Source organism: Mycoplasma sp. 2261 (assembly GCF_053851575.1).
This window is the reverse complement of sequence record NZ_JBSQAX010000010.1, coordinates 1-12977: the sequence shown is the minus strand read 5'-3', so window position 1 is coordinate 12977 and position 12977 is coordinate 1. Positions and strand designations below refer to the sequence as shown.

The window sequence follows — 12977 nt, the reverse complement described above, 5'->3', positions numbered from 1 at the left end:
TTTAATTTACCTCATTAATTAAGTGCTCTATGTGTTTGGCTACATTACCAACTACAAAAGAAATAGTTTTACTTTGAATTGCAACTCCGGTTATACCATCAAGATTTTTTAATTGCGGTATAGCAATCTTGGCCTTATCAAGAAAATTAATTTTTAAAATTTTTTGTGTAGCTGATACCGATTTAATATTTTCTTTTCCACCTAATAGCGAAACAAATACATCAAAATTAAAACTTAATTTAGTTTCCTTTGAGAGATAATTCTTGGGTTTGGTTTGTCTAAATCTTTTCTTTCAATAAATTAAAATAAATCCAAAAGTAACTATGATTAAAAAGATATATAAAAATTTGTTTTTTGGGTTCATATTAACACCTTTTTCACTTAAAAATTTCTACTTTTAAATTATATTTTAATTTAAAATTAATATCAAAAAAACATTTAATTAATAGTAATTTTCAACAAAGATATCAAATAAAATTTATTAATTATTTTTTCAACTTAATTTAAGCATAAAAAAGTTATAATGTTGGATTATTAAATAATAAATTATTTAATATGATATTTTTAAAAAAGTTATAAAATTTATACAAGAATTTATTAAAAAAAGAAGGCACAAAATGGACAAAAAAAGAGTTTTAAGTGGAATTACGGCTACAGGAAAATTAACCATAGCAAACTATATTGGAGCAATAAAAAATATGGTTAAATTGCAAGAAAATTATGATAGCTATATATTTATCGCTGATCTCCATGCTCTAACCCTCCCTATTGAACCACATATCCTTGAAGAAAATCGTAAAAATATATACGCTTTATTTATTGCCTGTGGAATTGATCCTGAAAAATCGACCCTTTTTTTTCAATCAGATGTTATGGAACATGGTTTAATGAACTGGTTAATTTTAACAAATACAACTATTGGTGAATTATCCAGAATGACTCAATTTAAAGATAAATCTCAAAAAGTAAAAAGTTCAAATGGTATGGAAACAATTCCAACAGGACTTTTAATGTATCCAACATTGATGGTTGCTGATATTCTCTTATATGATGCTGATTTAGTGCCTGTCGGAATTGATCAGAAGCAGCATGTTGAATTAACAAGAAATATAGCCCAAAGACTAAATAATAAATTCAATATTAAATTCAAGGTTCCTGAGCCATATATACCGGAAGTTGGGGCAAAAATTATGTCACTAGTTGACCCAACTAAAAAAATGTCAAAATCAGATGCAAATGAAAAATCAGCAATTTATTTATTGGACGATCCTGAATTAGGATATAAAAAAATAATGAAAGCAGTTACTGATTCTGAAGGAAAAATTTACATCTCAGACGATAAGCCGGGCATTAAAAATTTATTATCAATTTATTCTTCACTTAAAGATATAGACTTAAGGGAAGCTGAACAACATTTCAAAGAAAAAAATTATGGTGAATTAAAGCAAGAAGTGGGCACCTTAGTTAAAGATTTTTTAACTAAAATTCAAACAAAATACAATGAAGTAATAAAAGATATCGAAAAAAAAGCAAAAAAGGGAGCACAAAAGGCTTCAAAAACCGCTTCAATTACTCTTAAAAAATTTATGAAAGGCCTAGGTTTAAATAATGAAATCAAATAATAAATTAAATCACTCAACTAGTCATCTATTAGCTGCAGCAATTTTAAAAATGTATCCAAATACAAAACTGGCAATTGGTCCTGCTATCGAGGAGGGTTTTTACTATGACTTTGAATTTGAAAATCCAATTTTTGAATCAGACTTACCTCGAATTGAAAAAACAATGAAAAAACTAGCTGAACAAGGCTATGAAATGAAAAAAGTCGAAAAAGACTTTTTCTCTTTTGAGAATCAACCCTACAAGCAAGAATTATATGATAAATTCGTAAATGAAAAAAAAGAAATAACCTTCTTTCAATTCAAACACCCAAAAACTAATGAAATTTTATTCACAGATCTTTGCGCCGGTGGGCATATCGAAAATACTAAAGAAATTAAGCATTTTAAATTGTTATCAATTGCAGGGGCCTATTGAAAGGGTGATTCTAATAACAAAATGTTAACAAGAATCTATGGTACTTCGTGAGAAACTAAACAAGAACTTGATGATTACATAGAAATTCTAAAAGAAAGAAGGGAAAGAGACCACCGCAAAATAGGCAAGGATCTAAACCTTTTTATGTTTAGTCAACTGTCGGGCCAAGGTTTCCCAATTTGACTCGAGGATGGAATGAAAATTCACAATTCAATCCAAAGATATGTTTTAAAGTTAGATAAAAAATTTGGTTTCACCGAGGTTTTAACTCCTCACTTTGGAGAAAAAAAATTATATGAAATAAGTGGCCACTGGTCACATTATCAAGACGTTATGTTTAGCCCTATATTGATGGATAATGAAACTCTTGTGGCACGCCCTATGACTTGTCCGCATCATATAATCTTATTTAATTCAACAAGACGTTCATATCGTGATTTACCTATACGATATTCTGAACAATCTAGGTTGTACCGCTATGAAAAATCAGGTGCCCTTTCTGGATTAGAAAGAGTTAGATCTATGGATTTAACCGAAGGACATATTTTTGTTAGACCAGACCAAATTAAATCTGAATTTAAACACCTTTATAAAATGATTCTACAGGCACTCAAAGATTTTAAAATTGAAATAGACCATGTTTCGCTTTCCTTAAGGGACCCAAATGATGAAGAAAAATTCTTTAAGGATGATCAAATGTGAAACAAAGCCGAAAATGACCTTCGTGAAGTATTAAGAGAATTAAACATTGAATACAAAGAATTTATAGGTGAAGCAGCTTTTTATGGTCCAAAAGTCGATTTTCAAGTTAGAACTGCGTTAAATAGAATAATAACAATGTCAACACTTCAACTTGATTTCTTGCTCCCCCATAGATTTAACATGAAGTTTGTTAATGATAATGAAGAATTTGAAACACCTGTTTTAATTCATCGTGGCTTAATTGGAACTTATGAAAGATTTATCGCTACATTATTGGAACAAACCAAAGGTATTCTACCGTTTTGATTAAGTCCAAGACAAGTTACAATAATGCCAATTGTAAGTGATTTAAATAATTATTGTCAATCTCTATTTGAGGAATTTTTGGATTTAGATTTTAATGTTAATGTTGACTTAAGAAACGAAAGAATAAATAAAAAAATTCGCGATGCACAAATTCAAAAATCTAAATTTATAGTTATTATCGGACGCCAAGAGGTTGAAAATAACAAATTAGCTGTAAGAGAATATGGCAGCGAAAAAACCGAAATATATTCAAAAGAAGAATTTATAACCAAATTATCAATGCTGAAACGCGAATTAAAATAATTTAAAAAGTTAGGTAGCCCTAACTTTTTTAAAAATTTTTACTTTTTATATATCTAATTTAGATTATAGCCTTTACACGTAATACAATTAAAATAATGTTAACAATAATTAATAATGTTAATATTGTGAATAAAGCAAGGAAAGCTCTTTTTTCACGTCATAAACCAAGTTTTTTATTGTGAGGCATTGCTTTGCATGATGAACATGAGCTCATTGCTTCTTCAGCAAAACCTGTAATAATGTATTCATGAGTCATTGATGAATTGCCTTCGTTTTCTAAATGAAATGAAACAACTAATGTATTGCCTAACTGTTTAACCTTTTCAATAATTGTTATGTATTTTGAAAATGATTTAACATCAAGAGCCGAAACTTGTGAAGCCTTTCTTGTTTCAATATTTTCAACATAAAAAGTTGTTTGTGATGCTTCTGCTTCTAAATCGATCATAGGGGTAGTTTTCATCTTTTTAACTGGCATTGGTTTATCCACCAAATCCTCCTTTTCAATATATTCAATAGCCTTTTCATTTTCAACTTTAACTTCTAATATTTTTTCAATTATGTTACGAGCTTTCTTTATATCAACACTTCCACGGTATGCCCCGTCTTGATGAAATCACACACGAGTATCATTTTTTGATTTTTCACTAACTCTAATAAATTCTGAAACAGCATCAACAAATTCAGTAAAATTACCTGAAATTTTTTGATTTGCTTTTTTGAAATTAAATGACACTTTTTTATCATCACCAATCTTTTCAGAAATGTAATATCTTTCTAGTTTACTTTTGGTCATTATTTCCTTTCTATTGTTTTATATTTTATATAATATTATGCTTTAATTATAGACAAAAAAAATAATTTAATTCATTTATATAAACAATTTTTATTTTTTTAAGATACTAAATACTAAAAAAGCAATCATTTTCAATAAACAAGCAATGTTTTAGCAATACTTCTTATAAGAACATCAAACTAAAATTCAAGACGTTTATTATTTAATAATTCAACAATTTTTTCAACATTTTCAGGAGTTATTATAGGCTTTAATTGGCGCTTTGCATCATTCATAAAACTTGATAAATCTTTGAGTTTAGAGAAGCCTAAATATCCTGGATAATTATTAATATCAATTTTATCGATATCTTCAAATATTAAAATGCCAATCACTGGAAGATTATTAGGAAGTAAAGGAAGTAAATTATCAATATTTTTATTCAAATCCCAAAACAAGTTATTAATACAATATTTGGCTTTGGGCGTAGTTAAAAACCATTCACGATTATTATAATCACCTTCAACTAGCATAGCATTATCTTTTATATTTTTAATAACAAAAAGACCATAGCTATTTATGATTAGGGCACCACTAATAAAGGAGTCAAATTTTTCAGGTCTATATTTACCTTCCTTTATATATTTCGTGTTAGGTATAAACCTACTTATTTTCTTAATTTCGGTGTTTAGATCAACTTTATTAATTTCACTTTCTTCATTTTGCATTTTACTTCTTTTTTTATTTTTAAAATGTCTTATAATAAAAATTAAGTCAATGATTAATATTATTGCTAACATTGTGTAAATAACAATCAACAACACCACAGCTTGTTTTTCCATTTATAAATTTCTCCTTAGACTAAAATGTGTCTTTTTTGTTTTTTATCAAGTTCACGAAAATTGGGGATAAATGATTCTAACAAATCCCGAAATGCTTTTGAGTGATTTGGATGAATTATATGGCAGACCTCATGATAGGCAACATATCTTATTATTTCTTCACTAAAATGAATTAATTTATTGCATATGCTTATCCTATGCGTCCTTATATTTATTGAAGCTCATGAAGTATTTTTTTTCATAACAATAAATTTTAGATTGTATTCTTCACCAACAATTTTTTTATATGCTTCATCAGCATAAATTTTAAATACGGCAATTAGTTTTTTATTCAATTGATCATTTACATAAGTTTCAGCTAACAAAGGAGTTATTTTTTTAGAGATTTTTATTGACTCAAATTTTTCATCATCAAAAATGATGAGATTTTCTCTTATTTTAAAATTAACTTTTTTGCCTAAGTAATAAAATGTTTTCTTATTATAATCAACACCAAGAAAATATTGATTATCAATATTGATTTTTTGAGTTATTTTTAATATTGTTTCATCCACAAACCTTCAACATTCCTTAGAGCATAATTTTATAATTGAACCTTGCAAAACATAATAATTATTTTCTTGCAATAGCAAAAAGGAATTATCGTAAGTATAATAAAGTTTTATTAAATATTTTTCTTTATTTATTATTCTATAAACAGTCATATTAGGGCTTTTCATATAAAAATATTTTAATAAATTAAAATAAATAATGTGTAATTATTAAAAAAAGTAACAAAAAACAAAAATAGTAACTAAATACAAAAAAATATTGCGTTTTTATGTAAAATTAGTATGCTAATTATTTTTTTTAGCAAGAAAGGCAAAAAAATGGCAAACATTAAATCAAAACAAAAAGCAATATTATCTAACGAAAAAGCTAACGCACGTAACTCAGCTATTAAATCAACTGTAAAGACTGCTATCAAAAAAGCTAAATTAGCAGCAACATCACAAGATGAAAAAGCAGCTGAATTAGTTGCTAAAGCACACCATGAAATTGATAAAGCTGTTTCAAAGGGTGTTTTACACCAAAATAATGGTGCAAGAAAAGCTAGCCGTTTAGATGCATTTATTGCTAAATCAAAGAATTAATTCTTAATAAATAATTTTTTAAAAACCGGAAAATTCCGGTTTTTATTTTTTTGCATATTTATTAATCTTAATATGCTTTTCTTTTTTAATATTAAAGACAATTACATATTCGCCTTTAATTGGCTCATTTTCTAATAATTTAATAATTTCATTTGGAGTCCCGCGATAATCTTTTTCAAAAAGTTTAGTTAGCTCTTTGCATAAGTAAATATCAACTTTTTTAGAAAAAACTTCATCAAAATCTTTTAATGTACTTATTAGCTTATATGGCGATATATACGCCACATAAACACCCTCGTTAATTTTTTTTAACTGATTAATTCTCTCGCCACTTTTATCTTTCAAAAAACCAATAAAGTTAAATGTAGATCCAAAGTTAGATTTTATGAATGCGTGAGTAAAGGCAGTAACTCCCCCTATAACATCGACAAAAATTCCATTTTTATTCGCTTCACTAATTAAATTAAAACCAGGATCAGAAATGCAAGGCATACCAGCATCAGAAATTAAAGCAACTTTTTTTCCCGATAATATATAGGAAATAACACGGGGAGCCAATTCTTTCTCATTAAACTTATGATAAGAAATCAATTTTTTGCCTGTTATTTTAAAATTATTTAATAACTTCTTACTTACTCTTATATCTTCACACAAGATAATTTCGACTTCATTTAGAATTCTAATAGCGCGTAAGGTTATATCTTCTAAGTTTCCAATGGGGGTTCCAACGATATAAATTTTAAACTCCATAGAACTCCTCTAATTTCAACAATAAAATAGCCTTTTGTAGATTAAAGTTTGCTGCATTTTTTAGATTTACTTTAGTTTCTTGAAGAACACATAATATTTTATAAATAGGAACATAATCAAATGATGTTGGTTGTATTTTATAATCATTCAAGATTAGTAAATCATTAAATCCTTTTTTTACTTTATATATATCCATAAATGCCATGATCATAAAATTTATGATTACTTCCTTATTATCATAATTAAAATGACTAATAATTTTAACTAATAATTTTTGCGGCTCTTTATTGGAATTAACTATTGACTTGCTTAATTCTGTAAAAATAGGAATAATGTCTTCATTATATTCACTATTTGTATGAACAAAAAAATTCTTAAATGGCTTAAATTCATTAATATCTCTTGTATTTAAGGTATTATTTAATTCAATAATGAATGCACGTGATTTAATTGTACTTATAACCTGAGAAATATAATTACAAGACATTAAAACAACGGTGTTTTGGGGTGGATTTTCTAAAAACTTTAAGAGACTATTAAGTGATTGCTGTGTACCATTTTCAACAGTGTCAATTATTAGTATTTTTTTCTTATTTTTAGATAACAATGATGTTTCAGTTGTTTCATTCATAACATCAAGAATATTTTCTTTGCCAATTGTATTTTTTCTTCCATCCACATAAAAGTAAATATCGCCTAGTTTAATGTCGCTAATTTTTTCAAAACATTCACCATTAACATTATTAATAAAATATAAAAAATATTCATCAAAACTTTTAATATTTTTTGATGAAAATAAATAAACTTGCCCTAATTTTTGCTCTAAGAGAGAGTTATCAATTATTTTTTTAAAAACAAAATCAATCATTATAAAATATTTTCTTTTTTAAGAATTTCTAAAACTTTCTCATATAAATCAATAATAGAACAATTTGCATCAATAACACGGTATCTAGAGCGGTTTTTTGCAATAACCTTATTATAAGCCTCTCGCAAAGAAAAATAATATGATACATCGGAAGTCTCGAATCTATCCATTCCTTCACGCATCTTAGTAATTCTTTCAACCGATACAGAAGGTTCAAGATCAAAAAATATTATTAAATCAGGTTCAGTTTTATTTGTTGCTATTTGGTTAATTATTTCTACTTTTTCCAAGCCAGCCTCACCTAAAACTCCTTGATAAACATATGATGATGTTGTATAACGATCTGTAATTACATGTTTTTCTTCCTGCAAGGCAGGCCATATACCTTTTTCAAGATTTAGGCGTCTACTTGTCGCAAAAAGCAAAGCATCAACCATCGAGCTAAATGAATTTTCATTATCAAGAATTAATTGTCGAATGTGTTCAGCCTCTTTTGAAAAAGCAGATCCTGGTTCTCTAGTAAATACAAAATTATCAATTAATCCATCCTTAATAAGATCATTCTTTAGCATTTGAATAATAGTTGTTTTTCCAGATCCGTCCATGCCTTCAAAAGCAATAAATTTACCTGTTCGACCCATAAATACTCCTACACCTTTTTCTTGTTTAATATTGACTGTTTTAACGAAATCGGATCGGCGGCATCGATTGACATTCCGAAAGGAATACCAACAGATAGCTGATACAGATCCTTATTTTTTAATTCATCTCGTATCTTTTTCTCAAGAAATTTCATTGTTATTTGGCCATTTATATCAGTATTTAAAGCTAAAATAATTTCGTCATTTTTTGATGCTACACTTAATAAATGGTTGATTTTTTTAGTTGTTTCATTACTAATTTGTTTAGTATTGATATATTCATTAAAAACAAAATATTTGCCTTTTTCAATGTCCAACTGCTCAATTTTTTCAATATCATTGTTATCTTGGACTACAAAAAGTTTTTTACCTCTTTTTTTATCTAAACAAATATCACAAATATCCTTAGTAGTATATGCTAAGCATTGTGTACACTTCTTGGTTTGCTTTTGTAAGTCTATAATATCCAAAAACAATGTACTTGTGTATTCTGGATTAACCTCAAGAAAATAAGTCACAATTTTGCCTGCCTGCTTTTTTGAAATACCAGGTATCATCTTTAGAGCTTCAACGATTTTATCTCTAAGTTGTAAATTCATTAAAATGGCAACCCGCTATTTGAATACTTTGCCCCAATTTCATCATATGCAGCTTCAATTTTTTCAAGAGCCTCATTAACTGCAAGCATAACTAAATCCTGTATTAATTCAGGATCCTCAGGATCTATTAATGCTTCATTTATAATAATCTCTGTAATTTTTCTTTGGCCACTCATTGTAACCTTGATTCCTTGCTTTTCAACAACAAACTTTTGTTGAGCAACAGCTTGCTCATCCTTTTCCATTTCTCCTTGAATTCTCTTTGCATTCTTTAACATTTCATTAATGTTCATAATAATTCTCCTTACTTTTTTTAATTTCCTTATGTCTTCACAATATCGCCAAATAATTTCTTAGCAAATTCTACATTGGGATTTTGTTTATTTTTATACTTATCTAAATTTGGCAAATTAATAATTTTAATTTCTTCGCCTTTTTTGCTTGCTCAATTTTCTTTACAATATTTTATAGCATTATCAAGCTGGTTACGCGTTATTGCAACAACATTTGTGTATCTACCAAAAATGCTATTAACAGCCTCAATAAAATCAGGACTAGTTCTTTTTAAATTTAGTTGATGAACCCTTGCAATGTCTTCACTTTTTAAAACAATGAGGTCATCAATACTATAAAATATTTTAAAATCTGTCAACAAAGGAATCAAATATCCAAGTTCCTTCTTAATTCTTCTTTCAATCATATTGTAATACATAGTATCAATATCTGTCTTAGCCTTGGAATCGTAATTATAAATCTTCATTCGCACGTATTGGTAAATAAAAACAAGTGAATTAACCTCATCTTGGTCTAACTCTGCCTTAAGGATTTCGACAGTCTTAGAAGGGGCAAGATCATTATACTCAGCACTAATAATATCATTTAATAAATCTGAATTCTCATATTCCTTGGCCGTTTCTACAGTAAGAATTTCTGATGTTTTTTCAAGCAATTGATCAACATTTATTTCTTCAATTCCAACATCTTTGAGCTCTTTTTTGATTGATTGTGTGCTAATTTCATTAGGAGCTTCAAATTGATTAGAAATGCTTTTAAGATCAAAAATTGAATTAAATTGTTTATGATTATCATTATTAGCAATTTCGTCATCAACCAGTTGGAAATCATTATTCAAATTATCTTGATGAACTTTTTCTTTATTATTAAATGAAAAATTATTATCTTCAATATTTTTTTTGATAATCACATCATTTAAATTATTTTTCTTATAAGAAGACATCTTTAATAAATAAAGATCAATAAGTTCTTTGGGAATATCAGAATTTTTTGAATCTCTTATTGCGCTTTGAATTAATTCTATATATTTAAATAAAGCTTCATCATCAATATCAAGTTCACTAAGTTGCTGTTTATTAGCAAACTCTAATAATGATTCGTCATGAGTTTTTTTCATAATTATATAGTCTTTAAATGCCTTAAATATTTGCAGAACAATTTTTTCAATGCTAGCGCCATTTTCAACCAAATAATTAAACTTGTCGATTAAAGACTTATGCTCGTTGGCACATATACATTTTATTAAGTATCAGATATTTTGAAAATCCACTATTCCGAAGAGCCTTTCTATTGCTTCTTTAGTTATTTCTTCATTTGCACAATAAATAGCGACTTGATCAGCAATACTTAACGTGTCTCTAAAACTGCCATTGCCCAAATCAACAATTAACTTAATGGCATCATCCTTTGCCACTATATTTTCTCTCTTAAATATATTAACAAGCTGATTAAATAATACTTTTTTATCAATCTTTTTAAAGTTAAACCTTTGAACACGACTTAATATTGTTAGCGGGATCTTCTGAGGATCAGTAGTTGCTAAAATAAATATAGCGTGTTTTGGCGGTTCCTCGAGAGTTTTTAGAAGAGCATTAAAAGCTGCTTTTGATAACATATGGACTTCATCAATAATATAAATTTTATATTTACCATTCGTAGGCAAATGTTTGATTTTCTCTTTAAGTTCTCGAATATCTTCAATTCCGGTATTTGAAGCAGCATCGATTTCAATAATATCAATATTATTATCAATCGATTTAATACATTCTAAACATGGACTTTCTGAGCTACGGTGGATACAATTAATAGCATTTGCAAAAATCTTTGCTGTCGAAGTTTTACCATTACCATGCGGACCACAAAATAGATAGGCATGGCCAATTTTGTTTTCATGAATAATATTTTTTAGTGTCTCTACTATGTGTTGTTGTCCACAAATTTCCTCAAATGTCTTTGGACGATATTGACGATATAGAGCTAAATATTTTTTTGTGATCACAGAACTCTCCCTAAACATAAATAATATATTTTATACCAATGTTTTAAATTTAAAAAACACAATAACCTTTAGTTAAAGGTCTATCAAAAAAGCAAAGGTATTCTATGCTATTATTGTATTAAATTATATAAGCAAAAATTATCAAAACTTCTTTTTTTAAAAAAATCATGTTAACATAAAACAAACTATTATTATTGAAATTAAAAAACATTTACTAAGTTCTAACTAATAGTAAAAAGTATTTATTTTAATATATATAATAATAAATATGAATAAAATTGATAACCTAATCAAGTCACAAATTAAGCGCAATTTCTACACTTTCTTTGTATTAGTAATAGTAGCTTTATTGGCATCCGTTATACAAATAATTGCTTCAGCATTATTAAAAAAAGACATCAATAAAAATTTATTAATTGGAATATTAGCTATAATTACACTAACAAATATTATTATGTTGTTAACTAGTCTTAGTTATATGCCAATATTTAAGGAAAGAAAAAATCTTAATCATAATAAATTATTAAAAACCGTTTTTGGTCTAGTTATTGCTTTAATTGCTTTTATTTTAATTTTTTTTCTACTAATATTTCTAATCAATGGAACTCACCAGGCTATAATAAATGCTTACTTACAAAAAAATCTACATAGTAGGGAAAAGAATATTAATTTATTCATGAATTTAAAAATAATCAAGTTAATTTTTGATTCTCTTCTAATTTTAAATATAATTACAATATTGGGAATAAATATTACAATTAAAAAAAGAGGTGGCATCTTAAATGAAATACGTTAAATCATGCGGCGCAGTAGTGTTAAATAATATTGAATCTAAATTATATGTTTTGCTTGTTCAACAAACAGCCGGACATTGGACATTTCCTAAGGGACATATGGAAAAAAATGAGACAGAGATCGAAACAACACTAAGAGAAGTTAAAGAAGAAACAAATGTTGATATTGAAATCATCGATGGCTTTAAAGAAAAAACAACATATTCTCCATTCAAAAACACAACTAAAGATGTTATATTTTTTTTAGCAAAACCAAAAAATTTTGATATAAAAAATAAGCCGGGAGAAATAGAAATAGTTGAGTGAGTTGGAATTGAGGAAGCTATGGTGAATCGCATTACTCATGACTCAAACCGGGAAGTGCTCCAAAAAGCTGTAAATTACTACATCACCAATTGTTGAAAATATAATAAATAAAATCTGGATTTAATCCAGATTTTTTATTATTTCTTTCCGCCGGGGATGTCATATATTTCAATGTTTGGACCTTTACCCTTAATTCCGCCTAAGAAAAGATCATAAAAATTATCTCATTTTGATTGCCCGCTTAAATCTTGAACTTTCGGTTTAGAATCACTTTTTTGTTCTTTTTTAGATTGCGTTTTTGGTTGAGTATGCATTTGACTAGGTTCATCATCCTCATCTCACGGAACATTTAACTCAGGCTCATCTTTCGGCACTTCAGTATCGTATAAATTATCATTATGGATAGTTATATCCTTATTATTGTGTGAATTATCTATTGAAAATCCAAATCTTTGTCCTTTTCCTTCTTTCGCCTTATCGTATTTGTTATACAAGTATTTATTAAAAAACGTGTCAATAATTCTTTTAATTTCATCATCAGAAGGATCGTTGTAATCAATTTCAATTTTTGGAGCTTCATTTTTTATATTATTTATAAGATTATTGTTAGTATTGATTGAATCAACTG

16 protein-coding genes are annotated in these 12977 nt (G+C 27.3%); 5 read left to right on the top strand and 11 right to left on the bottom strand.

Going from position 1 to position 12977, the window contains the following annotated elements:
• Window position 1: 1 nt before the first annotated feature.
• Window positions 2–364 (bottom strand): hypothetical protein, encoded by a 363-nt coding sequence (locus ACWXVM_RS02660; RefSeq protein ID WP_455994213.1) that lies wholly within the window; start codon window positions 362–364, stop codon window positions 2–4.
• A gap of 253 nt (window positions 365–617) precedes the next feature.
• On the opposite strand from ACWXVM_RS02660, the gene trpS reads away from it, so the two are divergent.
• Both trpS and thrS read left to right on the top strand, forming a co-directional pair.
• Entirely contained in the window at window positions 618–1622 is a 1005-nt protein-coding gene (trpS, locus tag ACWXVM_RS02655; protein ID WP_455994211.1) for a tryptophan--tRNA ligase, read from the top strand.
• Entirely contained in the window at window positions 1609–3348 is a 1740-nt protein-coding gene (thrS, locus tag ACWXVM_RS02650) for a threonine--tRNA ligase (RefSeq protein WP_455994209.1), read from the top strand. The genes trpS and thrS overlap by 14 nt, the downstream gene beginning before the upstream one ends.
• Before the next feature lie 58 nt (window positions 3349–3406).
• Here the strand turns inward: thrS and ACWXVM_RS02645 are convergent, their stop codons facing one another.
• The 3 genes from ACWXVM_RS02645 to ACWXVM_RS02635 form a co-directional block, all read right to left on the bottom strand.
• Complete coding sequence (locus ACWXVM_RS02645) at window positions 3407–4144, bottom strand: hypothetical protein (RefSeq protein WP_438340690.1); 738 nt, start codon at window positions 4142–4144, stop codon at window positions 3407–3409.
• Between the two features lie 179 nt (window positions 4145–4323).
• Window positions 4324–4965: a hypothetical protein gene (locus tag ACWXVM_RS02640; protein ID WP_455994207.1), complete on the bottom strand. Its 642-nt coding sequence runs from the start codon at window positions 4963–4965 to the stop codon at window positions 4324–4326.
• Window positions 4966–4979: 14 nt separating this feature from the next.
• The gene (locus tag ACWXVM_RS02635) at window positions 4980–5684 is read right to left on the bottom strand and encodes a YgjP-like metallopeptidase domain-containing protein (RefSeq protein WP_455994205.1); all 705 of its coding nucleotides are present in this window, start codon (window positions 5682–5684) and stop codon (window positions 4980–4982) included.
• A gap of 150 nt (window positions 5685–5834) precedes the next feature.
• Here ACWXVM_RS02635 and rpsT point away from each other — a divergent pair, with 150 nt between their 5' ends.
• Window positions 5835–6098: a 30S ribosomal protein S20 gene (gene rpsT, locus ACWXVM_RS02630; protein ID WP_438340687.1), complete on the top strand. Its 264-nt coding sequence runs from the start codon at window positions 5835–5837 to the stop codon at window positions 6096–6098.
• A 42-nt stretch (window positions 6099–6140) separates the two neighbouring features.
• On the opposite strand, the gene rsmI is transcribed toward rpsT, so the two are convergent.
• The 6 genes from rsmI to dnaX are packed head-to-tail and all read right to left on the bottom strand — an operon-like array spanning window position 6141 to window position 11249.
• Entirely contained in the window at window positions 6141–6848 is a 708-nt protein-coding gene (rsmI, locus tag ACWXVM_RS02625; protein WP_444705043.1) for a 16S rRNA (cytidine(1402)-2'-O)-methyltransferase, read from the bottom strand.
• The gene (locus ACWXVM_RS02620) at window positions 6838–7716 is read right to left on the bottom strand and encodes a hypothetical protein (protein WP_455994203.1); all 879 of its coding nucleotides are present in this window, start codon (window positions 7714–7716) and stop codon (window positions 6838–6840) included. The genes rsmI and ACWXVM_RS02620 overlap by 11 nt, the downstream gene beginning before the upstream one ends.
• Complete coding sequence (tmk, locus tag ACWXVM_RS02615; RefSeq protein ID WP_455966070.1) at window positions 7716–8357, bottom strand: dTMP kinase; 642 nt, start codon at window positions 8355–8357, stop codon at window positions 7716–7718. Before tmk ends, ACWXVM_RS02620 begins: the two co-directional genes overlap by 1 nt.
• Before the next feature lie 8 nt (window positions 8358–8365).
• Complete coding sequence (locus ACWXVM_RS02610) at window positions 8366–8956, bottom strand: toprim domain-containing protein (protein ID WP_438340683.1); 591 nt, start codon at window positions 8954–8956, stop codon at window positions 8366–8368.
• Entirely contained in the window at window positions 8956–9249 is a 294-nt protein-coding gene (locus tag ACWXVM_RS02605) for a YbaB/EbfC family nucleoid-associated protein (RefSeq protein WP_438340682.1), read from the bottom strand. Before ACWXVM_RS02605 ends, ACWXVM_RS02610 begins: the two co-directional genes overlap by 1 nt.
• A gap of 29 nt (window positions 9250–9278) precedes the next feature.
• On the bottom strand, window positions 9279–11249 hold the full coding sequence (gene dnaX / locus ACWXVM_RS02600; RefSeq protein WP_455994201.1) for a DNA polymerase III subunit gamma/tau: 1971 nt from the start codon (window positions 11247–11249) through the stop codon (window positions 9279–9281).
• Between the two features lie 268 nt (window positions 11250–11517).
• Between dnaX and ACWXVM_RS02595 the strand changes: the two genes are divergently transcribed.
• Both ACWXVM_RS02595 and ACWXVM_RS02590 read left to right on the top strand, forming a co-directional pair.
• Window positions 11518–12045: a hypothetical protein gene (locus ACWXVM_RS02595; RefSeq protein ID WP_455966076.1), complete on the top strand. Its 528-nt coding sequence runs from the start codon at window positions 11518–11520 to the stop codon at window positions 12043–12045.
• Window positions 12032–12460: a bis(5'-nucleosyl)-tetraphosphatase gene (locus tag ACWXVM_RS02590; protein WP_438340679.1), complete on the top strand. Its 429-nt coding sequence runs from the start codon at window positions 12032–12034 to the stop codon at window positions 12458–12460. The genes ACWXVM_RS02595 and ACWXVM_RS02590 overlap by 14 nt, the downstream gene beginning before the upstream one ends.
• Window positions 12461–12486: 26 nt before the next feature.
• Here ACWXVM_RS02590 and ACWXVM_RS02585 read toward each other — a convergent pair.
• Window positions 12487–12977: hypothetical protein (locus ACWXVM_RS02585; RefSeq protein ID WP_455994199.1), on the bottom strand; the 491-nt coding region annotated here is incomplete at its 5' end.